Source organism: Affinundibacterium danionis (assembly GCF_042432465.1).
Classification (GTDB): domain Bacteria; phylum Pseudomonadota; class Gammaproteobacteria; order Burkholderiales; family Burkholderiaceae_D; genus Undibacterium; species Undibacterium danionis.
On the sequence record NZ_JBHLXJ010000004.1, the window covers coordinates 1 to 24,539 of the forward strand.

20 protein-coding genes are annotated in these 24,539 nt (G+C 46.0%); 7 read left to right on the forward strand and 13 right to left on the reverse strand.

Annotated features, from left to right (window positions below; genetic code table 11):
* The 12 genes from ACFFJH_RS04130 to mpl all read right to left on the reverse strand — a co-directional run.
* Positions 1–3,181: retention module-containing protein (locus tag ACFFJH_RS04130; RefSeq protein ID WP_390210284.1), on the reverse strand; the 3,181-nt coding region annotated here is incomplete at its 3' end.
* A 91-nt stretch (positions 3,182–3,272) separates the two neighbouring features.
* The gene (locus ACFFJH_RS04135; protein ID WP_390210286.1) at positions 3,273–3,875 is read right to left on the reverse strand and encodes a response regulator transcription factor; all 603 of its coding nucleotides are present in this window, start codon (positions 3,873–3,875) and stop codon (positions 3,273–3,275) included.
* A 29-nt stretch (positions 3,876–3,904) separates the two neighbouring features.
* Positions 3,905–5,317, reverse strand: a complete 1,413-nt coding sequence (locus ACFFJH_RS04140; RefSeq protein ID WP_390210289.1) for an HlyD family type I secretion periplasmic adaptor subunit — start codon at positions 5,315–5,317, stop codon at positions 3,905–3,907.
* On the reverse strand, positions 5,314–7,845 hold the full coding sequence (locus tag ACFFJH_RS04145) for a type I secretion system permease/ATPase (protein ID WP_390210291.1): 2,532 nt from the start codon (positions 7,843–7,845) through the stop codon (positions 5,314–5,316). The genes ACFFJH_RS04140 and ACFFJH_RS04145 overlap by 4 nt, the downstream gene beginning before the upstream one ends.
* Positions 7,846–8,113: 268 nt before the next feature.
* Positions 8,114–9,088: a magnesium/cobalt transporter CorA gene (corA, locus tag ACFFJH_RS04150; protein ID WP_390210292.1), complete on the reverse strand. Its 975-nt coding sequence runs from the start codon at positions 9,086–9,088 to the stop codon at positions 8,114–8,116.
* A gap of 17 nt (positions 9,089–9,105) precedes the next feature.
* Positions 9,106–9,795 carry a monofunctional biosynthetic peptidoglycan transglycosylase gene (gene mtgA / locus ACFFJH_RS04155; protein WP_390210293.1) on the reverse strand — a complete coding sequence of 230 codons (690 nt, stop codon included), beginning with the start codon at positions 9,793–9,795 and terminating at the stop codon, positions 9,106–9,108.
* Positions 9,792–10,685 carry a shikimate dehydrogenase gene (gene aroE / locus ACFFJH_RS04160; RefSeq protein WP_390210294.1) on the reverse strand — a complete coding sequence of 298 codons (894 nt, stop codon included), beginning with the start codon at positions 10,683–10,685 and terminating at the stop codon, positions 9,792–9,794. The genes mtgA and aroE overlap by 4 nt, the downstream gene beginning before the upstream one ends.
* Positions 10,682–11,578, reverse strand: coding sequence for an energy transducer TonB family protein (locus tag ACFFJH_RS04165; RefSeq protein WP_390210296.1), 897 nt, complete (start codon positions 11,576–11,578; stop codon positions 10,682–10,684). Before ACFFJH_RS04165 ends, aroE begins: the two co-directional genes overlap by 4 nt.
* A gap of 65 nt (positions 11,579–11,643) precedes the next feature.
* A complete protein-coding gene (locus tag ACFFJH_RS04170; protein WP_390210297.1) occupies positions 11,644–13,752 on the reverse strand; it encodes a ribonuclease catalytic domain-containing protein in 2,109 nt (702 codons plus the stop codon).
* 67 nt (positions 13,753–13,819) lie between these two features.
* Positions 13,820–14,410, reverse strand: a complete 591-nt coding sequence (locus ACFFJH_RS04175; protein ID WP_390210298.1) for a chorismate--pyruvate lyase family protein — start codon at positions 14,408–14,410, stop codon at positions 13,820–13,822.
* Positions 14,400–14,981, reverse strand: a complete 582-nt coding sequence (locus ACFFJH_RS04180; protein WP_390210300.1) for a YqiA/YcfP family alpha/beta fold hydrolase — start codon at positions 14,979–14,981, stop codon at positions 14,400–14,402. The genes ACFFJH_RS04175 and ACFFJH_RS04180 overlap by 11 nt, the downstream gene beginning before the upstream one ends.
* A gap of 12 nt (positions 14,982–14,993) precedes the next feature.
* Complete coding sequence (gene mpl / locus ACFFJH_RS04185) at positions 14,994–16,412, reverse strand: UDP-N-acetylmuramate:L-alanyl-gamma-D-glutamyl-meso-diaminopimelate ligase (protein ID WP_390210301.1); 1,419 nt, start codon at positions 16,410–16,412, stop codon at positions 14,994–14,996.
* A 179-nt stretch (positions 16,413–16,591) separates the two neighbouring features.
* Here mpl and ACFFJH_RS04190 point away from each other — a divergent pair, with 179 nt between their 5' ends.
* From ACFFJH_RS04190 to ACFFJH_RS04220, 7 genes are all read left to right on the forward strand, one after another.
* The gene (locus ACFFJH_RS04190) at positions 16,592–17,200 is read left to right on the forward strand and encodes a hypothetical protein (RefSeq protein ID WP_390210302.1); all 609 of its coding nucleotides are present in this window, start codon (positions 16,592–16,594) and stop codon (positions 17,198–17,200) included.
* Complete coding sequence (locus ACFFJH_RS04195) at positions 17,190–17,729, forward strand: TlpA family protein disulfide reductase (protein WP_390210303.1); 540 nt, start codon at positions 17,190–17,192, stop codon at positions 17,727–17,729. The genes ACFFJH_RS04190 and ACFFJH_RS04195 overlap by 11 nt, the downstream gene beginning before the upstream one ends.
* 79 nt (positions 17,730–17,808) lie before the next feature.
* Positions 17,809–18,246: a type II 3-dehydroquinate dehydratase gene (aroQ, locus tag ACFFJH_RS04200; protein WP_390210304.1), complete on the forward strand. Its 438-nt coding sequence runs from the start codon at positions 17,809–17,811 to the stop codon at positions 18,244–18,246.
* A gap of 134 nt (positions 18,247–18,380) precedes the next feature.
* Positions 18,381–18,851 (forward strand): acetyl-CoA carboxylase biotin carboxyl carrier protein, encoded by a 471-nt coding sequence (gene accB, locus ACFFJH_RS04205; protein ID WP_390210306.1) that lies wholly within the window; start codon positions 18,381–18,383, stop codon positions 18,849–18,851.
* A 126-nt stretch (positions 18,852–18,977) separates the two neighbouring features.
* Positions 18,978–20,345 carry an acetyl-CoA carboxylase biotin carboxylase subunit gene (gene accC, locus ACFFJH_RS04210; RefSeq protein WP_390210307.1) on the forward strand — a complete coding sequence of 456 codons (1,368 nt, stop codon included), beginning with the start codon at positions 18,978–18,980 and terminating at the stop codon, positions 20,343–20,345.
* Between the two features lie 277 nt (positions 20,346–20,622).
* Entirely contained in the window at positions 20,623–21,531 is a 909-nt protein-coding gene (gene prmA, locus ACFFJH_RS04215) for a 50S ribosomal protein L11 methyltransferase (RefSeq protein WP_390210308.1), read from the forward strand.
* Between the two features lie 71 nt (positions 21,532–21,602).
* A complete protein-coding gene (locus ACFFJH_RS04220; protein ID WP_390210310.1) occupies positions 21,603–23,504 on the forward strand; it encodes a DUF3426 domain-containing protein in 1,902 nt (633 codons plus the stop codon).
* A gap of 121 nt (positions 23,505–23,625) precedes the next feature.
* Here the strand turns inward: ACFFJH_RS04220 and ACFFJH_RS04225 are convergent, their stop codons facing one another.
* The gene (locus tag ACFFJH_RS04225) at positions 23,626–24,486 is read right to left on the reverse strand and encodes a response regulator (RefSeq protein ID WP_390210311.1); all 861 of its coding nucleotides are present in this window, start codon (positions 24,484–24,486) and stop codon (positions 23,626–23,628) included.
* Positions 24,487–24,539: the final 53 nt, after the last annotated feature.

Sequence of the window (24,539 nt, forward strand, 5' to 3'; positions counted from 1 at the left end):
TGAAACTCGCCACACCGGCTGGGACGATCAAATTGCCACCGACTAAAGTGACGCCATTGCTGAACGTTGGTGTCGCATTGTAGTCAGCGCCGGCTGTGGCGCTACCACCGCCTAAGCTGTAAGCATAGGTGCCCGCTACTGTGGTGGTGCCTGACAAGCTGACCGTGTACACCAAGTTATTACCTTCGACCACATTGTCATCACCGACACCTGGGCCACCTGGTTCGACTGTCGTAATCGTCGGTTGGTCATTGTCTAAGATACCGCCGGCACCAGTCACACCAGCAATCACCAACGGTAAAGTTTCTGGTGAGGCACTGTCGACGACTGCATCATCGATGGTCGCGACGGTGACGGTGAAGCTCGCCACACCGGCTGGAACGATCAAATTGCCACCGACTAAGGTGACGCCATTGCTGAACGTTGGTGTGGCGTTGTAGTCGCTACCGGCTGTCGCTGTGCCACCACCTAAGCTGTACGCATAAGTAGTCGCGCTTGTCGTCGCTTGCGATAACGTAACGGTATAAACCAGATTCGCTCCTTCAACTACATTATTATCGGCAACACCCGGAGCACCCGGTTCTACGCCTAAAACACTCGGAGCATCATCATCGATAATATTAGTATTAACAGAGCTAGTCCCTAACACAGCATTGTTCGCCCCGCTAATCACGAATTGGAAGGATTCAAGACTTTCAGTGATACTGTCGTTCGTGATGGCTACGGTAACTGTTTTAGAAGTTTCACCCGGAGCAAAAGTTAAACTACCGCCAGTGACGGAGTAGTCACTACCTGCGATAGCCGTTCCATTAACTGTTCCGTAATTGACAGTAACAGGTGCAATGCTCGCCGCACTTAAAGTCACGGTGTAAGTGACAGTTCCCGCATTTTCATTCACATTCGCAGGACCGCTGACACTAAGCGTAGCAACTGTGCCATCTAAAATGGTGCCGATACCAGTGACAGGACCTGAGTTTTGCGCAGTCGCTGCAGACAAACCCATCGTTTCGGTACCTTCGATAATGCCATCAACCAAAGTTGCAATGCGCACTTGGAAACTATTTGAACCAGCAGGAACAAGAACGCTGCCAGTGAGCGGATTCCAAGTCAAACCATTGTCGACAGAAAACTCTTGATTACCTGTATCAAGACCTAGTGTGGCAGAGCCCGATACAGCATTCACACTGACTGGAGTGCTCACCACACCAGCGCCACTTAGATTCACCGTGAATACTAAATCCCCTCCCTCTGTGACCGTTGGGTTAGAGATATTTGTGACGATTATCCTATCATCGTCAGTACCGCCGGTGCCCGTACCGTCGTCATGTATGGTGGTAACAACTGTGCCACTTCCAATACTTGCATTCACCACGCCTGACAAATTCAAACTAAAATTCTCAGCGCCCTCATAAATTGCATCATTAGTTATCGACACCGTTACGGTTTTTGTAGTTTCACCCGGCGCAAACGTCACTGTTCCGCTAATTGCGGAATAATCACTACCTGCCAATGCACTGCCATCACGACTTGAATAACTCACCGTAACTGGCAATTGGCTTGGCGCACTCAAAGAAATAGTATAAGTAATAGTGCCAATAGCCTCATTGACATCACTTGGACCACTAATATTTACTGTCGTAACATCACCGTCGTTAATCGTCCCCGTTCCAACCAAAGGCGTATTATTTTGCGAGGTGGACGCAGATAAACTTATCGTCTCACTACCCTCGACTAAACCATCAACTACAGTACCAACACGGACTTGAAAGCCTGTCGAACCTGGTGGCACAGTGACAGTGCCACCCAAAGGACTCCAAGTTACACCGCCATCCACAGAATATTCTTGACCCGAAGTATCAACACCTAAAGTCGCACTGCCAGACGCCAGATTGACGGTAACTTGAACTGGCGTAGTACTACTACCACTCAAACTAACATCAAATACTAACGCGCCACCCTCAATAACCACTGGATTAGAAATATTACTAACTTCAGGTGCCTGATCACGAATACCGACAGTGGCACTACCAGTACCAATTAAAGCGTTTGTCGGATTGGATAAACTAACATTGAAGTTTTCCAGTCCTTCAAAAACGCGATCCGTTGTAATTGGAATTGAAATAGTCTTGCTGGTTTCACCTGGAGCAAATACAACATTCCCAACCAATGGCGTGAAGTCACTGCCAGCGATAGCACTACCATTGGCCGTGGCATAGTTGACAGAAATGGATGCCTGACTCGCTGAACTCAAGGTGATCGTCAAGCTCACCACACCAGCCGCCTCATTGACTTCGGCAGGACCACTAATACTAATGTTGGGCACAGCAGCATCAATGACGGAACCAGTACCTGTCACCAAGGAAGTATTTGCAGAAGTACTTGCAGACAATGACAGATTCTCATTGCCTTCTAATAGACCATCAGTCACAACATTAACACGCACCAATACCGAACTCACTCCCGCAGGAACAGTAACCGCACCATTAGCAAACGCAACGAAAGTTTGTCCACCATCAAAAGATACCAATTGGCTGTTAGTATCAACGCCAACCGTGGCTGATCCTGATGATAGAGCCAGATTCAATTGAGTGACTTGGTTGCTTGGTGCGGATAATTGCACCACGAAATTTAAAGCACCACCCTCTGTCGCGCTGGCGGATGAAACTGAAGTAACTTCAACTGTGGCATCCGCTGGTGGCGCCTGATTAACAAAATTGGACGGCGTTGAAGAAATCAAAGGTGCTGCATCATTACTTGCAGGCGTGACGCTCTCAGCAATACGATCTAAACGAACAAAACTATTACCTTCACCGACATCGCCACCAGTAAGACCAGCGGCAGTTTCTTCTAATAATTTGTCGAGACTATTTTCACCGACCACCGCGTTCGCGATGTTTTGTGCTGATGTATCTGGAGGTAACAAAGCAGCATTTGCCACTTCGACTTGGGAAGGTGCATACACGCTAGCATCCAGACTCACCGTTTCATTTTGGCGGATGGCATATGTATGACCGGAATCAAAGGCTAATTCAACATGCGCGCCTGGCATGGTGACAATCACGTCTTTTTCATAGACCACATCACCCACTTTAAGCTGGTGCTGTTTGCCGTCTGGAGACTTAACGATTGCCTGACCTTGCAGTGCAACTACTTTACCGATAATGCTTGTCGAATTTGCCATTACAGAGCTCCAGACGTAAAAAGTGAATGTCCAGAATGTAACAACAGGTAAAGATTAAGCCAATTGTACTAAGGTACTAGAAAACAAAGATTTAACGATCTTTTACCAACAAAGCCAGTTGCAAGCGGTTTTTCAGCTTCAACTTATCGAGCACCGCACCCACATGCGCCTTGACGGTACGCTCCGTAATTCCCATTTGAGTGGCGATTTGTTTATTGCTGGCACCCACCGCGATCGCTTTTGCCACTTCGGTTTCTCGCCCCGTCAACACACCTGACCAAGTTTCCGCAACGACTTCCAGTTGAGGCGGCGCTGGAGGCATACCCAGCAATTTTTGCATGAGAGATTCGCCTATCCAAACGCCACCTTGCTGTATTACGCCGGCAATATTGAGCAGAACTTCAGCCCCAGCGTGAGTATTGCAATAGCCCTTTGCCATCAAGGAAAACACCGCTAATGCTTCCATATCGTTAGGCAAATCACTCATCCCCACAAAATATGCACTGGGCATTTTTTGTTTCAAGGTCTGCATTTGTTGCGCCACCGTTTGGCCTGGACGCAAGTGAAACCACACAATCGAAGTGGCGGAGCTGACATTCGCAGCGGGCGCAAGATCAAGCAACTGAATATCAGGAAAAGCCTTACTCAAACCCAAGGGAATTTGCAGGTCTTCGGAGCAAAAAAAATGCATCATAAAAAGATTTTGCTGTTGCAATTAGGCACCTATCTCTCAGTAAAAGCGCCCTGTTTGGCGCGCAGGACAGGTTTCAATAAATACGTCAATATGGATTTTTTTCCGGTAATAATATCGACCTCAGCAACCATACCCGGAATAATCGGTTGGCCACCAGACAGTGTCGATTTTTCGGTCGATACGCGTACGGTATAAAAAGTATTGCCGCGCTCATCAGTCACTGAATCAGCACCTATGTGTTCGAGTCTGGCGTCCAAACCACCATAAGTAGAAAAATCATAGGCCGTAAACTTCACCACCGCCTTTTGCCCTGGCACCAAGAATGCGATATCTTTTGGCGCCACTCTGGCTTCCAAAATCAATCGACCCTCGCTAGGCACGACTTCCACCACATCACGCCCAGGTTGCACCACGCCACCCACCGTATTCACCAATAATCGCTTCACCGTACCACGCACTTGGGACCGAATCGCCGACTGCTTAACCTTATCTGCCAAACCCGTGCCACTTTGAATTAAGGAATTCAGTCGAGCCATCGTTTCGGACAATTCTTTACTCGCATTATTTCGGACGGCTAGTTCCACTTCTTGAATCTTGCGCATCGCTTCATTCATAGCTGCGCCTGAGCGCGCGATTTGCGCTGCGGCGACATCACGCTCACCTTTGAAACGAGACACATCACGCTCCAAACGTAATAACTCCACCTCAGACACGGCGCCAGTGCTCAACAATGGCTTAGTGACGTTGTATTCTTTCAAGCTTGATTCATACGCATTGCTTGCTTGTTTTTGGCGCGCACTGGCCTCTGCTTGCTCTTGGCTACGTTGTTCATACTGCTGACGAGCAATCGATACTTGCGCATTCAATTCAGAGGTTGCCGTTTCATATAAGCGCTGCTCTTCTTCAGCGGTCTTGGGATCTTCTTTCACCACCTCTTCTGGCGGTGAATAAGCTTTACCTTCACCGATCGCGCGCAAGCGTGCCGCTTTTGCGGTTAACGATAAATACAAAGAGCGATTTTCTTTTACTGAGGATTCAAAACGTGTCGTGTCGATTTGTAATAAGACCTGTCCCTCGTTCACAACCTGACCTTCTTTTACCAAAATCTCAGTCACGATACCGCCATCCAGACTAGGATAAATTTGCAGCTGCTGCGAAGGAATCACTTTTCCTTCACCCTTCGTAATTTCATCGACATGTACCACTGCCGCCCACAACAGAAACAAGACAAAAACAAACAGCACAGAACGTAGCAAAATCCGAGCACGTATTGGTTCTTGCTGAATCATGATGGTTTCTGCATCATGCATAAAATCCGACTCTGGCAACGCAACATTATCCTTCCAGCGTTGCAGCCAACCGCCAGGAGACAACATAAATTTAAGTCGCAGCTTTTCCAGCAGAGCGATGATTGCTAGTCCTAAACGACGCCAGAAACTCATAATTTTGCTCTTCCAATTTGACCCGTTTGCAACGCATGCATCACTTTATCGCGCGAGCCGTCAGCAACGATAACACCACTATCAACCACGATAATTCGCGTTGCTAAATCCATTAAACTTGGGCGATGCGTCACAATAATCATGGTTTTATGCTGACCATAACGTGCAATCCGCTCCTTAAATTGCGCCTCGGAAGGATAGTCCATGGCGCTGGTTGGCTCATCGAGCAACAACACCGGAGGATCTAATAAAGCGGCACGGGCAATGGCTATACTTTGTCTTTGTCCACCTGAAATAGATTCACCACGCTCACTAATGAGCATGTCAAAACCTTCAGGATGACTATTAACAAATTCAGTCAAACCAGCCAACTCAGCGGCCGCTACCACTGCACTGTCATCGGCATACGGCGCACGAATCGTAATGTTTTCTCGTAAGGTCCCGTAGAACAACATAGAATCTTGTTCCACATAACCGAGATTACGACGCAAATCGGCTGGATCGAGCTGACGTAAATCAACATCATCCAATAATACGGAACCTTTACTCGGTGTGTACAAGCCTAAAATGAGTTTCTCTAATGTCGATTTACCCGAACCTATTCTGCCGATAATGACTAAACGTTCGCCCGGTGTAATTTTAAAACTAACACCGCGCAAAGCTTCCTCGGTACGGCCAGGATAGCTGAAATGCACATTCCTAAACTCAATCTGACCTTTAATTTCAGGTCGGTGAACGAAGGCAGTTTCATCACTTCTTTCGGTTGGCGTTGCCATGATTTTTTCCAGCGAAGCCAGAGAGTTTTTTGCACCTTCAAATTGCAACATCAAACCGACGACTTGAGCGACTGGCGCCATCGCACGACCTGCCAACATGGTCGCGGCAATCAAGCCACCCATGGACATCATTTTCTCTTGTATCAAATACACGCCAGCGACCACCACCGCAACATTCACCAATTGTTGAATCAGTGAAGCGCCATTCATGCTAGACGCAGAAAGTAATTTCAACTCGGAATTTACTTTAGCTAAAAACGCTGTGGTCTTTTCCCATTTGGCTTGCATTTGGCTTTCGGCGCCGTGCGCTTTGATTGTCTCTAGCGCGGTCAAACTCTCAACCAAAGTCGAATTGCGCAAAGCAGCGGCACGAAAGGTTGTCTCTGACAATTCCCGCATCTTGTGCTGCACCATATAGCTATAAATCACCACAATAATAATACCGATAATAGGCAAGAGTACGATGGGCCAGGCAATCCATACCAAAGCAAACAAGAACAAAATTGCAAACGGCAAATCAATCAAAGCGGTCACGGTAGCCGACGCAATAAAATCACGTACCGTCTCAAAAGAACGTAAATTCGAAGCAAAAGCGCCGACCGAAGCAGGACGTTGCGACATGCGCATTCCTAATACCCGCTCCATAATCAAAGCAGATAATTTAAGATCAATCCGATTGCTTACCAGGCTGATAAAGTGTCCTCGTAATAAACGGATTGCATAGTCCAATACCAGAACTAAAGTGATACCACCTGCAAATACCCACAAGGTCTGCACGGCAAAATTCGGCACCACGCGGTCATACACATTCATGGTGAATAAAGGCATCGCCAGCGCAAACAGATTAATCAACAATGCGGCAGCTAAAATATCTTTAAAAATCGGACTTTGCTCTAAAATCGCTCCCCAAAACCAATGTCGCTGAGGCACTTCAACTAAAGGCGGCGTGCGTTGATCAAAACGGAAATGAGGTCGTGAAAAAATAGCGACACCGGTATATCGCCCCATCAATTCTTCACGGGTTAAGTTGATCGCACCTTGCCCTGAATCCGGCATCAATAATTGAGCCGTCTTACCATCTGCACTCCAAGATTGCAGCAGACAGGCTTCATTATTTTTGAGCAGTAAGATCGCTGGAAATAAGGCAGGGTCTATCTTCAAAAGATCTCGTCGCACTACTTTCGCAGAAAAACCAGCATGTGCAGCGGCTCGTGCAAATAAAGAGGGTGTTAAACCTTGAGGCAACAAAGGCAAACCCGCGGTAAGTGCAGCACGAGTACTAGGTCTTCCATGAATCCGCGTCAGCTCAACCAAACAGTCCAACAAGGGATCGCGATGCAATAAGTCTTCACGTATACCAGAACCAAATCCTATGTTATTCGGTCCAGGGTTTCTTGCACTGTGCGCCGCTGCATTAGCCGCCGGATTAACTGGGTTCGCAGGCGCAGTATGAGCTGAAGTCTGGATTGGAGTCTGGGTTGGAGTATGAGCTGCACTATGAGCGACATTTGGGGGCGCATTATTGACAGTGCTATTGGCAGCAACATTTGGCGCTTGATGTGGAGCCTGATGTGGAGCTTGATTCGTAACATGACTAGGCATAACTTTCACATCTAAGCCTGAAAGCTTATTAGTGCTACTGGCGCCAGAACCGCCCACAGAGCTACCTGCGCTGTGCTGCGCGACCTTATCGGAACTGGCGCTTAGGTTTGCACCAGCTTCTTGTGCAGGATTTTTTTCTTGTTGTGTCATGCCTATTCGCCACCGAAATTCGTTAAGAGAATCAGCTAAGCTGATTTATTACAGTGCCAGTTCTTTTAAAACTACACCGTTTGCAATGAATTCTTATTTTTAATTTTACAATAGACATAAGTTTCCAGAAAGGAAATTTACCTTCTCAATAGCTGCATTAACAATCATTAACAATCATTAATAAACTTATACCAAAGCATAGCAAGTCAGATTGGTTAGGCAAAATGTTCCAAGAAAGCAAAAATCTCTGCTTTTTTTACTTAAATTACTATTTCAACCAACCGCGACGTTTAAAGTACCAAAATGGCGTAATCGCCGAAACCACCATCAATCCCAGCGCGAATGGATAACCCAAAGACCATTCCAATTCTGGGAACCAAACTTTAAAGTTCATCCCATAAATACTAGCAATCAAAGTAGGCGGCAAAAACGCCACCGAGGCAACTGAAAAGATTTTAATAATCTTATTCTGGTTAATATTAATAAAACCGACCGTCGCATCCATCAAGAAGTTAATCTTATCAAACAGAAAAGAAGTATGTCCGTCCAAAGATTCAATATCACGCAAAATTTGCCGGGCTTCTTCGAACTGTTCGGCATTGAGCAAACGTCCACGCATTAAAAAACTGACCGCGCGGCGTGTGTCCATCATATTGCGACGAATACGACCATTCAAATCTTCCTCTTGCGCAATCGCATTCAAGGCCACCGCAGCATCCTGATCTGAAAAATCCTTTTGCAAAACAGCTCGACTAACATCTTCTAAATTTTGATAGATACCTTCCAGCGCATCCGCAGAATACTCCGCATCAGTCGCGTACAAATCCATCAACACATCTTTGTAATCGGCAATCGAACCAGGGCGAGAACGAGCACGCATACGAACCAGACGAAACACTGGCAAATCAACGGTATGCACCGAAAACAAAATCTCACGCGCCAAAATAAAAGCCACCGTGACGGTACGTGCAGGTTCATCATCATCGTCATCATCAATCAGAAAATCGGTGCGCAAATGCAAGTCACCATTGTCTGCTTCATAGTAACGGGCAGACGCTTCGATATCTTTAACTTCATCTTCACCCGGCAAGGTCACGCCATAAATGCCTTTAACCCATTCGCGCTCTTCCTCATTTGGATCAGTAAGATCAACCCAAACCGGTAAGGTATTTTCCAAATCTTCACGGCTCTCAATATGGATTTGACTGAGACGTCCGTTATGCAATACAAATACATTAATCATACTTAACTCCTGGCTCGCTACGGCAACTCAGATGAGTTCATACGGCGCAAAATAATTTCACTGCGTTTCTGCAAATAAGCAGATCCAGTGTTTTTGTCATAGTAACGTGGCTTAGGTAGCATCACTGCCATGCGTGCGGCTTGAGAAGCGGATAGACCCGCTGCACTCACACCATAATAATGTTTAGCCGCCGCTTCCGCACCAAACACCCCAACGCCCCACTCCACCACATTCAAATAAATCTCAAAAATCCGCTCTTTATCCATACACATTTCCAGCATATAGGTAATGATCAGCTCCTGTCCCTTGCGCACATAACTACGTTCGCCCGAGAGAAATAAATTCTTTGCCAACTGCTGCGTAATCGTCGAACCTCCCGACACTACTTTGCCTTTTTTCTTATTTTTCTCAAAGGCTTTTTGCATCGCCTCCCAATCCACACCTTCATGTTCGGAAAAACCATCGTCTTCCGAAGCAATAACGGCACGTTTTAAATTATTCGAAATACGATCATAAGCAACCCATTTATGCTGCAAGACAAATTTAGGATTTTTTTCTAACAAAATAGCTTCTTGTTGACGCATAAAACTAGTTGACGAAGGGTTATGTTTTATCCACCATAAAATATGGATTAAGAAATACAACTGCACCAAGATAAACAAACCCAAAGGCAATAGCACTAGCCACCAAAAAATACGTTTCTTCATGTGTGCAACCTTGCCGTTGATTTAGTCGCGTCAACTGCCTCACTCATTTGCGCATGCAATTTATCAAACACAGCCCGAGTATCTGGACGTACATTGCGCCACACAAAAAAAGCCTCTGCGGCCTGCTCAATCAACATCCCCATGCCATCTCTAACACGAGCGCCCTGTTGCTGCGCAAATCGCATAAAACTGGTTGGCTCATTTCCATACATCATGTCATAGGCCAAACAAGATTTGGCAAAGACACTGACTGGTATCGGAGGCACTTCACTAGATAGACTCGCGGAAGTCGCATTAATGATCAAATCAAATTCTTCATTTAATTGATCCCAGGTCGATGAGGAAAGAGCACTTTGCTTGCGATTCACTGCCATCGCAAGCTGCACCAATTCCTGTGCTTTACTTAAGGTTCTATTTGCAATCACCAGACGAGCAGGCCGTTCTGCCAACAAGGGCAATAATGCACCACGCGCCGCACCACCCGCACCCATTAATAACACGCGCGCGCCAGCAATCGGAACGCCCGCATTCAACACGATATCCCTGACCAATCCAGCACCATCAGTGTTATCGCCGACTATTTCTTCACCTCGAAAACTCAGGGTATTAACCGCACCCGCTATCGCAGCGCGCTCACTGAGTGTGGTCGCCAATGCATAGGCTTCCAATTTAAATGGCAGCGTGACATTGGCTCCTTTTCCGCCGGCAGCGATAAAAGCACGCAACGCATCAGCAAAACCATCGAGTGGTGCCAGATGTTTTTGGTAAACAATAGACTGCGCAGTTTGCTCTGCAAACAAGGCATGAATAAAAGGTGACTTGCTATGCTGCACGGGATTTCCAAACACAGCATATTGGTCTGGCAATGCGCGATTTCCTAGCGAGCTCATTGCGCCCCTCCGCGCATTTCTGTTTCTAATAATTGATCACGGGTAAATTTGAATCGAGTAATCACAATCCAAATATCATCCTTATCCTTAGATCGCATATTCGCCGGAAAATTACCGAACGGAGCGGCCTTACGCACTATCTTTAAAGCGGCACTGTCTAGAGCTGGATTGCCTGAAGTCTTTTCAACTTTAGGGCCGCCACCTTTTTCATAAATCGTGCCGTCCTGAAAGATAGGGATATAAATAATGACTTCCCCATACATTTTTTTTCCATTCAGCTGCGGAAAATTTAAAGTCCCAACATCTTCCACTTTTTTCTGCAATGCTTTGTAATAAATCGCATGCCCCACCGCTTGCGTGCTGGGGGATAAAAAAGTTTTACGTGGTCGTTTATTTTGGTCTTCTATGGTTTGCGATATCTCAGCGATGGAGCGCGCTAAAGCTTTATTGCTATCAACTGGATCACGTCCATTTTCTTGTGGCTGATTATCCTCTAACTGTTTTTTGTCCAGTATACGTTGTGATTTAAAGCGAGTTTCATTACGTACCTGATCAATCAACTGCCGCTGACGCTCTTCCAATTCCTGTACTTTACGTTGTGCCACCAGCACATTATCGCCATCTTCGGTACGACGCATATCTGGCAACGGTGATTTAGCCCGTCCGTCGTCATGCGCGCCGCCGCCATCTAAATTCACCTGTGCCAAAGCCTGAGCATTCATAGGGCGCTTATCATGTTTGGCATTGACCAAAATGATTTCCAATCCCGAATCAACTGCGCTATTTTCCTCGGGCTTAGGCATGACAAAATGCACCAGCAATACCACGGTGTGAAACAGTACGGACACTAAAATAGCCGCACTTAAAATCAAATTATCAAGTATCGTTTTCACAAATTCATCCAATAAATCCTATGCCAGCAGTTGCATATGCTTCATACGCCAGTACATTAAGTACATTAGTTTGAACTAGTATTTGCCTCATCCTCGACTGTCGCGACAGAGCTAGAGACTTGCAGCTCAATATCTACATCGCTAGGATTGGTTTCTTCCGCCTCCAATCCCACTTCAGTTTCAGTTCCAGTCTCAGTTGCGCCCACATCGATTACAGCGCCTGCATCCTCTAGATCCTCTTCCGCAACGTCTTCCAAGTCCTCGTCCGTCACGGTCGTCAGCATTTCCAATAAACGCGCTTCGATGCTCAGATCTAATTCATCCCAACGCAGGATTTCGAGACGCACCTGAGCGCCACGGGCGATTTGCGGCATACCTGGCAGACGAATAATCAGTGGGATCTCTAGCAAGCGCAAGACTTCGTCTTTCAACACCACCGCATCGACTTGACGCAGACCTTCTTGAGCCAACCAGCGCAAGCACCAATAACGTTCCATATTCGTCTGAAAATCGCCATACGCAGCATAGGCGGCATCAAAACTAGAAACGATGGCAAACAAGTCCGCATCTTTAGGTTTAAATGGTGCAGCCAATGCTGCCGTTACACCATGCTGTACGCAGGCGATGATTTGCCACTGATTCACCAAATCGGTGTAACGACGTAATGGAGATGTACTCCAAGCATATTGATCGACACCCAAGCCTTGATGCGGCGCGGCATGCGTCACCATACGCACTTGCATCTTCGCTGCCCAACCACCAGAACCACCGCCCTGCGCACGATAAATGCCAGGGATACCGTGATCATGCAGTAATTTACCCCACGTGCTATTGGCCAAAATCATGAGTTCTGCAACGATTTTATCAAGCGGCGCACCGCGCTTGCGACGCACAATACTAACCACGTCATCTTCTACATAAAAATTAAAATCAACGCGATTGGTCTGCTCAGGTTTCAAACCGAAACTCTCGCGTTTGGCCATACGTCCCGCTTCCAAAACTTGTACCCATTTCCACAGCAAAGCAAGATCCGCTTTATGTGGGTACTCACCGGCATCATTCGCCAGATTTTCTTCTGTAACCAAAGCATCAAGATCGTTGTGACGCAAGTTGGCCGACATCGGCACCGCTTCTATCTTGGTCTCTGTCGCCAAGATCTGCCATTCTTGCGTATTTAAAGTGACGTACAAAGAAACGGCGGGTCGAGTCTGCCCTTCTCCCAAGGTATAAATATCCACCAAAGCGTCAGGTAGCATGGTGATTTTGTCGCCCGGCATGTACACAGTGGACATACGATGACGCGCAATCTGGTCGAGCGCATCACCTGGTCGTATACCTAAAGCAGGTGCGGCGATATGAATGCCAACTTTGACCGTATTTTCGTCGATAGTAGTAATAGAAAACGCATCATCAATTTCTGTCGTAGTGACATCATCAATTGAAAATGCTTGAACATCGGCAACCGGTAAATTCTCAGGCAAAACCGGTAAGTCAGTGGCTGGAAATCCCACGCCTTTAGGAAAATTCTCTAACAAGAATTTAGACAAATGAAACTGCTTCGCGTTTGGCAAACCACCCGTTGCCAACATCAAGCGCGCTGGATTCATTTGCAATGCAGAGCAAGCTTCAACCATCGCCTTATATTCAATACTATTTTTATCTGGCTTAAATAATAGTTGCAAACCAAGTGCTTTAAATTGTTCAGGTAAGCGCAATTGCTTAAGTTCTTCCACATAAGCCGCTTGAACAATCGCTTGTTGTTTCTTTTTCTCTATCCCTGCGAGCGCCGCTTTTAATGCGGTTTCGGGAGCGGCTTTATAGCGACCACGACCTTTTCTGTAAAAATAAAATGGTGCATTATGCAAAGCTAAAATCAAGCTGGCGGCTTCCGTTGCTTGCGGTGCGTGACCAAAATATTCTGCACCTAATTCAGCAAAACCAAATTCCTCCTGGCCAGCGACTTCCCACAAAAACTCTAAGTCAATCTCACTTGCCTGCGCTTTTGCTTGCTCTAACAATGTGGCGGCATCTGGCGATGTAAATTGCAAAAGAACGTCTTTCGCTTTCACCTTAGAGCGCTTACCACTTGCCAATTCCACTTGATAAGCTTCACCTGCTTGCGACAATACTGTGCCCGCTTTGAAATCGCCCGACTCTTCAAAAAATAAATTCATGCTAGTTGTTTTCTTAAAATTTCTAGGTCAAGAAATCACCATAATTTCTATTGACCTCTATTCATACTTATTCAGCTGTAACTCCGACTGCATTCAAACTCAGTGCACTCAAAGCAGGTAAAAAAACTTCCGTAACTAACAACTTGGAGCCACGTCGGGTAAATACCGAGCGACGTGCCAACAAATAAGATTCACTGAGTTCCAACAAAGCCAGTCTTGCGATGCGTCGCATTAAAGGATGCTCCGGGCGCAAACGTGCATACTGTAAAGGACCACGCTGCACCAAAGGATCACTAAACAAGGTTGTGCCCAAAGAACGATTCCCTAATGAGGCAAATAACGGCCACTGGTACGCATTCGCATGCAAAGGCAATACCGTGTGCGCGTAGACAACTGGCACTTCATCACAACGCAATAAAACCTCACGTTCTACCACTTGTTGCACGCGCGGCAAATCAATTTCCATAAATTCATCTTGCAAACACCGAGCTCGACCTTGATATAAGCGCTGCACGCGAAATTGCTGACTATGAGCTACCAAGCGTTCGGTCAAGGAATCACGATTACTGAGCCAATCTGCCATCTTAGGCGAAGCTTGCACGTGATTGACATGAGTATGCCAATTCGCAGCCACTGTAAATACGGTTTTATGCTGCATCACAAAACGCCACAACTAAATTCAGATAATCGGCAAACTCGCTAATACCATGATCACTACCTTGAATAATATGCTGTTTGGCGGACGGATAATGCGCCACCATCTCGCGCCAATCTAGCACTTCATCACCCGTCGCAGCTAATAAAAAATAACGCTCTGGATGACTGATCTTGGATATCGCGAATTGCCTTAATTCTTCCACGTATTCGGATTTAAATTCGAACACTTCATCACTATGATAGGCCGTCGTCACGCCGACATACTTCTCCAAATCACGTGGTGGAGTGACCGCAGGATTAATCAACACAGCCTTACAATTATTTTTTTCCGCTAAATAAGTCGCGTAAAAACCACCCAGTGAAGAACCAATCAAACACAATTTTTGTGCTGAATGTTGATCCACATATTGGTCGATTATGCGCAGTAGCAAATTGATCGCCTGCGCAGGCGAAGCTGGCAATTGTGGACATACGAATTCAGCGGCACGTCCATGGGCGGCAAAATAATCAGTAAGCAGTCGCGCTTTCAGTGAAGCGGGCGATGAGCGAAAACCATGTAAATACAAAATCATGAAAAAGCCTGACTAGTGCGCGCTAAAATTTTTTGTTGCCAAGGCATCTAAGAGCATTTGATGCACGCCACCAAAGCCACCATTACTCATCACCAGAATGTGATCACCCGATTGCGCCACTTGCACAATGTCATTCACCAAGATGGAGAGTTGATGGTGGACTCTGACTTTCTCGCCAAGTTCCTCAAACGTTTCTGCGAGATCCCAGCCTATCGCATCTTTACCGCTTTGGGCTCCGTACACAAACACCAAGTCGGCATCAATCAAACTCGCAGGCAATGCTTGTTTAATCGCGCCCATTTTCATGGTATTAGAGCGAGGTTCTAACACAGCCAAAATACGAGATGCACCGACTTTACGGCGCAAACCTTGCACCGTAGTCGCAATCGCGGTCGGGTGATGGGCAAAATCATCAATCACTTTGACGCCATTGACTTCACCACGCAATTCCATACGCCGTTTTACATTAACAAATTCTGATAAGGCAGCAATCGCTATAGCGGGAGTCACACCAACATGACGCGCCGCAGCAATGGCCGCCAAAGCATTCATACGATTGTGCGCACCGTTCAAAGACCAACGCACCGTACCTTGCAATTCAGTTTTGAAATAAATACTAAAATCTTCGGATTCTTGCAATACCAAATGCCAGTCCCGATCTGCGCCGTTCATCTCGTCTGTGAAAAATTCCTTTTCACTCCAACAGCCGCGCTGTACCACGCGCTGCAAGGAGGCTTCTTTCGCGTTGACGATCAGGCGTCCGATACCTGGCACAGTGCGCACTAAATGATGAAACTGGGTTTCTATTGCGGCGATATCAGGAAAGATATCGGCATGATCAAATTCCAGATTATTTAAAATCGCCGTTTTTGCGTGGTAATGCACAAATTTACTGCGCTTATCGAAAAACGCTGTGTCATATTCATCCGCTTCAATCACGAAAAAATTAGATTTTTTGCCAGCACCTTCGATAGCCTCACCAGACAAACGTGCTGACACGCCAAAATTTAAAGGCACACCGCCAATCAAAAAACCCGGCGCATAGCCAGCGTAGTCCAAAATCCACGCCAACATCGAAGCCGTCGTCGTCTTACCGTGCGTTCCAGCAACTGCCAACACCCACTTATCGCGCAATAATTGCTCACCTATCCATTGTGGACCGGACACATAGGGCAAACCCCGGTTCAAAATCATTTCCATCAAAGGATTACCACGTGACACGACATTGCCAATCACATATAAATCCGGTGCCAGATCAATTTGTTCGGGATCGAAGCCTTCGATCAAGGTGATTCCCTGAGCTTCCAACTGCGTACTCATGGGCGGATAAACATTCGCATCACAACCAGTGACGCGATGTCCCGCCTGCTTTGCCAATACTGCCAAACCACCCATAAAAGTGCCACAAATGCCTAAAATATGAATATGCATAAATTAATGCCAACTTTCCATAATCCTTGGTCACGAATAAAGCGGCATGAACAAGAAAGGCAAAAGTTTGCGCTTTTCATTCAATTTGACCAATTTTTTGACCACTTTTTAACAATTGCCGCAATTCTACCTGAGCAAGCAGACAGACACGACTAAACCGAATGCGATATGATGCGCAAATGACGAATTTTATTTTTAATGACGGCGATTCGGTCGGCCAAATACGTGACGAAATTGCATCACTGGCCGCTAAGTTTATCGCAGAAGAAGGTGCTGAATACGGCGCGGCTAAACGTCGCGCAGTAAAACAATTGCTCGGCAATCAAAAGTTAAATGGCAACATCCTGCCCGACAATGAACAAATCGAACAAGAAGTACGCGAGTATCAGGCCTTATTTTTTGGCGATACTCAACCCGCACGATTACTGCACTTGCGCCAGACCGCGGCGATTTTGATGAAAGAATTAACACAATTCAATCCCTACTTGATAGGCGCAGTGCTGAATGGAACCGCAGGCGAGCACTCAGACATCCACCTACATTTATATACTGATAATAGTAAAGATGTCGCCATCTACCTACTCAATGCGGGTATCGATTACGACGTATCGGAGCATCAAGGAAAACGTGGTGACCCACTAGAAACCCTGAGTTTCATGTTTAAAAACGAAGGCGTGCATCTTTTAGTGCATGATGCCGACGATGTGCGACACACTGATAAAAAAGAGCGCGGCAATCTCGCTCACCTTAAAAGTTTAATAGAACAGGCTGAACATCATGATCAATAAACGATTCGCTATTTCTGCTGCATTAATTGCCCTCATCTTTGCAGGTCTGGGCGCTAGCTTGGGCGCTAAGAAATTCGAGCCAGCGCCAGCGGCCGACAATGCCACACAGAAATTATTTGCGTTAACCTTAAATGACGCTCAATCCAAGCCGCAAGCGATCAAACAATGGCAGGGAAAATTTCTCGTCGTTAATTTCTGGGCAACATGGTGCAAACCTTGCGTCGAAGAAATGCCAGAATTAGTCCAATTACAAAAAGACTTGGCAGCAAAAAATGTACAGTTACTTGGACTAGGCATAGATACACCAAGTAACATTGCAGAATTTACACAGAAATATCAGATCAGCTATCCTGTATTTTCCGCGGGCATGGATGGCACTAGCCTCTCCCAAGCCATGGGTAACAAAGCGGGCGGCCTACCTTTCACCGCCTTAATCTCAGCAGACGGCAAGGTCGTAAAAACCTATTCTGGCCGCTTAAAAATGACTGAATTACGTGCTGATATTCAGCGCCTGAATATAAAAAGTTAAAAAGATTCCGTGTTTTTCCTTGCCAATTAGGGGTAAATAACGGCAAAATGCCTGCAACTTCGGCAAAATAATAAATTCTATGGCACGCAAGATCCTGCTCATCAACGGCCCCAACCTGAATTTACTAGGGACACGCGAACCAGAAATCTATGGAAGTCAAACGCTCACTGACGTTGAAGACGCAGCAAGGCAGCAAGTAGAACACGCAGAAGCGGTATTTTATTGTTTTCAAAGTAATCACGAAGGCGCATTGATCGACAGAATTCACGCCGCGCGCGCCGAAAAAATCGATGCCATCGTGATTAATCCCGGCGGATTGACACATACTAGTGTTGCACTTAGAGATGCTCTTGCAGGTGTCACCATCCCATTTTTAGAAGTTCATATTTCCAATATTCATCAAAGAGAAGCATTCCGGCATCACTCTTATCTTTCCGATATCGCCAAAGGCGTAATCTGCGGTTTTGGCATCGACGGATATCGCTTAGCAATTGACTTTGCACTAAAAAACCTTTAAATTCTCGCATCTTCATGCAATTCACATCATCAATCATACAAAATGATTTTCTATATGAACTGCATTCTTCCCAATAACAAGCTTTTAAGCAAGCAAAAGCAGGCTTAAACGACACATTTTTCAGGAGATTTCACATGGATTTAAGAAAACTCAAGACCCTCATCGACCTCGTTGCGGAATCCGATATTTCTGAGTTAGAAGTCACCGAAGGCGAAGGCAAAGTTCGCATCGTCAAATCTTCACCTGCGCCACAAGGCCAAATGGTGATGATGCAACCGCAAATGCAAACCATGCAGCAAGGAATGCCTGCTCCAGCAGCGGCGCCTGTTACAGCTGCACCTGCAGCGCCAGCGGCACCAGCTGCGGTTGAAGGTCATGTGATTAAATCTCCTATGGTCGGCACGTTCTACCGCGCTGCGTCTCCTGGCTCCGCGCCATTCGTTGATATTGGCAAAAACGTCAACAGCGGTGATACCTTGTGCATTATCGAAGCGATGAAATTATTGAACGAAATCGAAAGCGATTTCTCTGGCAGCATCAAGCAAATTTTGGTCGAAAATGGTCAACCGGTCGAATTTGGCCAACCATTGTTTATCATTGCTTAATTTCAGCAAGACCTATCAGCTCAAACAGCTTAATGACGCTAGTTGCTTCGCCAATAAATCTGGCGAAAACAAAATATACCGCTCCTAAGCTCTCCGGCTGCAACCTCTGCCAAAGCAAAATATATTATGTTTGAAAAAATTCTGATCGCCAATCGTGGCGAAATTGCCCTCCGTATTCAGCGTGCCTGCCGCGAAATGGGCATCAAAACCGTAGTCGTTCACTCCGAAGCTGACCGCGAAGCAAAATACGTCAAATTAGCCGATGAATCCGTTTGCATCGGCCCAGCCCCCTCCAATTTGAGTTACTTAAGTATGCCGGCAATCATCAGTGCCGCTGAAGTGACTGATGCTCAAGCTATCCATCCCGGCTACGGCTTTTTGTCTGAAAACGCTGATTTTGCTGAGCGTGTAGAACAATCTGGATTTGTTTTTATTGGTCCTCGCGCCGAGTCGATTCGTTTGATGGGCGACAAAGTGTCTGCTAAACACGCAATGATCGAAGCTGGCGTACCTTGCGTACCGGGTTCAGACGGTGCTTTACCCGATGATCCTAAAGTCATCGTGCAAACAGCCCGTAAAGTCGGCTATCCGGTCATTATTAAAGCTGCTGGAGGTGGTGGTGGTCGCGGTATGCGCGTAGTACACACCGAAGCGGCGCTATTAAATGCGGTGACGATGACCAAGACCGAAGCAGGTGCAGCATTCGGTAATCCAGAAGTCTATATGGAAAAATTTTTGGAAAACCCACGTCATGTGGAAATCCAAATTTTGGCTGATCAACACGGCAATGCGGTTTGGTTGGGTGAGCGCGATTGCTCCATGCAACGTCGTCACCAAAAAGTCATTGAAGAAGCCCCTGCTCCTGGCATTCCACGTAAAACGATAGAAAAAATTGGTAACCGTTGTGCCGAAGCTTGCCGCAAGATTGGCTACCGTGGTGCGGGTACTTTTGAGTTCCTCTATGAAAACGGCGAATTCTATTTTATCGAAATGAATACTCGGGTACAGGTTGAGCATCCAGTCACAGAAATGATTACAGGGGTCGACATCGTACAAGAGCAAATTCATATTGCTTTCGGTGACAAACTACGTTTTAAACAATCCGATATTGAATTGCGTGGCCACTCTATCGAGTGCCGTATCAATGCCGAAGATCCGTTTAAATTTACGCCGTCACCTGGCCGTATTGCTACTTGGCACACCCCTGGCGGCCCAGGGATTCGGGTTGACTCTCATGCTTACGCAGGCTATTTTGTACCACCCAATTATGATTCTATGATCGGTAAAGTCATCTCTTATGGCGCAACTCGTGAGCAGGCAATTCGTCGTATGCAAATCGCTTTATCTGAAATGGTGGTAGAAGGCATACAAACCAATATTCCTTTGCACCGTGAACTAATGGTGGACGCTCGTTTTATCGAAGGCGGCACCAATATTCACTACCTCGAACATAAATTAGCGGATATGCCAGTATTGTCCAACAAGTCGAAATAAACGCTTTGCATTATAGGGCACCTCTAAAAATTCAAAATACTAAGTCAGGCTAGACGAGAGAAAAATTTTGACCCGCTACATTTGCTTGATATGTAAGAGGTAAAATTTTTCTCACAACGACGCATCACATCGTAGTTCGGATTTTTTAGAGGCGCCCGATAGCTAGTTTGGTAGTTTGCAGGACGCGATTGAGATACTATATTCAATCGCGTTTTTTGATTTAAATTGACGCCATTTTTTGGCGCTCAAACATATTTTTTTGAATTTGAAAGCACATATGGCCTGGGTAGAAATCATCATTGAAGTAGCACGCGATCACGCAGAAAATCTATCCGATGCCTTGATGGACGCTGGTGCTTTATCCGTTTCGGTAGAAGACGCGGACGAAGGCACTGATGCTGAAAAACCCTTGTTTGGAGAACCCGGCATGGAGATCACCGAACGCGCATGGGAGCGTAGCCGTGTGGTTGCACTGGCCGATACCGATGTTGATCATGCAGCCTTAGTTGCGGAGGCCGCCGCGTCAATTAAACTGGCAGAAATTCCCGCTTTCACAACTCGCAAGGTCGAAGAACAAGATTGGGTACGTTTAACGCAATCTCAATTCGAACCTATTCATATCGGTAAAAATATTTGGGTCGTCCCAAGCTGGCATGAGATTCCAGACCCACAAGCTTTGGTGTTGGAATTAGATCCGGGTCTTGCTTTCGGTACGGGTAGCCACCCGACTACCCGTTTATGCATGGAATGGCTAGAAGCGCATGCGCCACAAAATTTGTCAGTACTCGACTACGGCTGTGGCTCTGGAATTTTGGCGATGGTCGCCAAGAAGTTGGGAGGCAATAAAGTCGTAGGCGTAGATATCGATCCGCAAGCAATCGAGTCAGCCAATTTCAATGCGGAACGCAATCAATGTGACATTGAGTTTTCTTTGCCTGAAGCCTTCGGTGAAAAATATCCTGCCTCACATCAATTTGATGTGGTTGTTGCGAATATTTTGTCCAGCCCATTAAAACTAATGGCACCTATGCTTTCTGGTCGTGTCGCTCCCGGTGGCGCATTGATTTTATCTGGTGTACTAGCCCGTCAAGCAGAAGAAGTCGCCGCAGCTTACGCTCCCTTTATTCAATTAAGCGTATGGCAAGAACGCGAAGGCTGGGTCGCTTTACATGGTCGCCTTGCTTAAAATTGATCTATGCGCATAAGATCGACACTCGTTTTGATTTCCGCTTTGACTTCCACTAATTAAGAAATCTCATGGCACTCGCAACCCAATGTCCTCATTGCTACACAAGTTTTCGAGTAGCCAACGATCAGTTAAAACTGCATGCAGGCATGGTACGTTGCGGTGCCTGCAAACAAACCTTTAATGGTATTGAACATTTATTAGCACCAGGGGCAGCGGCAAAAACGCCACCTTCGGCAAATCCTACGTCGAATGCTACGCAAGCGTCAGTAGAAAAGAACGCAGCCAATATTAGCGCTAGCGATATCATTGCTGCAATGGAGAATACTCACCTGCCGCCAGCTTCATCTTCCCAAGGTGAAGCAACACCAGAGATAAGTCAGGAACATGCCAACCTAGATTCAAGCTTGCATCCTGACTCAGAACTAGGTCTAGAAAAAACGGATCATATTGATTTAGAAGCCAAGGAAGAAGCGGGCTCAACCACCATCACATCGGGGTTGGAGACTCAAACCAAGGGCGAGAATTTAACGACCGATACGGAAGTTGGTACTGCGCTGAATAGTGAGATTGATAGCGACGTTGATAGAGAAGTCTCTCCCAAACTCGACACCGAGGCTAGTCCTCAACTCAATACCGAATTTAGTGCTGAACCTGAATCCATCATTAAAGATCAAGCTCCCTCAGCAGTACAACCGCATACAGAACTGGCGGCTCATCATGAAGACGATCTCACCTTAGAGGAAACCGAGCAAGCTCATGATGCGACCAAACTCACCTCGGAAAACTCCACGCAAGACTCGTCTAACAGCGATGTTGACCACTTAACTGCAACCGCAAGCAAGGCAACAAGCACAGCAGTAGCCTCCCCACAATTAAGTGACCTCGACAAAGCGCTTAACTTGCCGCCAAGCGCCTCTGAAAGCTCTGCGACGGAATTAGAACCAAAACCCGCACTTGAATCATCCTTGGATTCATCAGTAGAGTCCACATTAGAGTCGACATTAGAAGCAACATTAACATCTGAGCCAGAACCTAAAGCAGAATTAACACCTGCCGTTAAACAAAATACCAGAAAGCCAACCTCATTAACTGCCAATCTTGATTTTGAGCTAAGCAAAGAAGATAGAGAATGGGTTGATGAGCTGGCTCATATTCATCAATTAGAATTAGAGACACGCGCTGCGGTTCTGGACGAAGCGACCGACGACTGGTCAAAACACGAAACAACATCAGCACAAGATGGTTTTATCGATTCATTAAAAGATTTAAAACCTATACTTGACGACATTACCGCCCAGAATACCTCAACTGATCTACCAACCACCACAGTCAAACATCAAACTCTTAATGACTTAAGAGTCTCTAGCGGCAGAGAAAAGCTTGCCGATAGCCTTGCAGATCAACAAGACAGCTTTAATGAAACGATGGTACACGATCCGGAAGTCACACCTGCTTTTGTATTACAAGCAGAGCGGGCGCAGCGTTTCGGAAAATGGAAGCGTTACGGACTAGGATTGGGCGTAGTGCTGTTCACCCTACTGGGTGTAGCACAAAGCGCGTACTTTCTTCGCTCGGATATCGCGGCGCAAATGCCGCAGCTCAAGCCTCAATTGCTCAGTATCTGCAAAGCTTTGTCTTGCCAGATCAAATTACCTGCCCAAAAGAGTCTGCTAGAAATCACAGGTAGCGAGTTATTGATAGTCAATGAAGAGCTCAGCATGAATACGCTCTCAGTTCAAATCCAAAACAAGAGTGGCACAGTACAGGCTTGGCCACATTTTGATCTCACCTTAAAAGATAGACGCGGCAAAGACCTGTTACAAAAAGCCTTCAGCCCCAGTCAATATTTAGACAACAAGGATTTGCTAAACAAAGGTATGGCCGCCAATAGCGAAACCAATCACAAAATATTTTTCCAACTTAACGGATTAAAAGCGTCTGACTATACGGTAGAAATTTTTTATCCATAAAAATCTCAATGTGGCGACATCTTTGAATCATGATTTATGATTCAAAGATGTACTAAGCGATCTAGCAGTAACATTCAAGGATGGTAGGCGTGCGGTGCACTGCAGTGCCACATGTGACTTTCTAAATCTGCTTGCGCAAATTACGATAACGCTCAGCCCTCGCTGCGATGGATGAAATCAATTTTTCAGGATCAATTGGCTTAGTCAAAAAATCATCTGCGCCATTTTCCAACGCGCCTATCTGTTTTTCCATTTCGGTTTCTGAAGACAAAAAGACGATAGGAATATCGAGATAATGATTATTTTGCCGTATTAGTTTTGCCATCTCGATACCGCTACATTGCGGCATATGTAGATCAGTTAAAATTAATTCTGGCTTAAATGTTTTAATGGATTCTAAAATTTGTGTAGGGTCGATTAGCGGCATCACATGCATGCCTGCACTGCTTAAAACCGCATCAAAAAAACTCAAAAAAAACTCATCATCATCGACTACAAGAATGCGATAAGAACGCACTGTATTTTTCGCGATTTTTTCGTCGATACGAGCGCTCAAAGCTTGTATGTCGACAGGTTTAATAAAGTAACCTTCTGCCCCTTCACGCACTGCTACTAGGCGGTCGTCGAAATTATCTTTAGCAGAAACATAAATCGCTGGAAAAGTCGTAATGACTCTGACGGCCATAGCAGCCTTGGCACGCTGTCCCTGCTCCGAATCAATATCCAAAACAACCGCGGCAGGTGCCCTGATCAAGATAGCTGCACGAAACTCTTCCAAGTCGCTAAAACAATTTACTTCGTAATGAAACAAACGCAAAACTTGCGCTAAATCAGCAGCATAATCAACATCGGCCGCATACACATAAACCAATTCAAATTGACGACTTCGCACTTGGCTCTGAATCGGCTCGATAGGCGACTCGATGGTCGACCCAATATTTGGTTCCGCTGGCGATTCATTCAGTTCAGAATTTTCTTGCATGATTTAATCAATCAATCGAAAAAATAAAATAAATTGGAGAGAATGGAAACGAA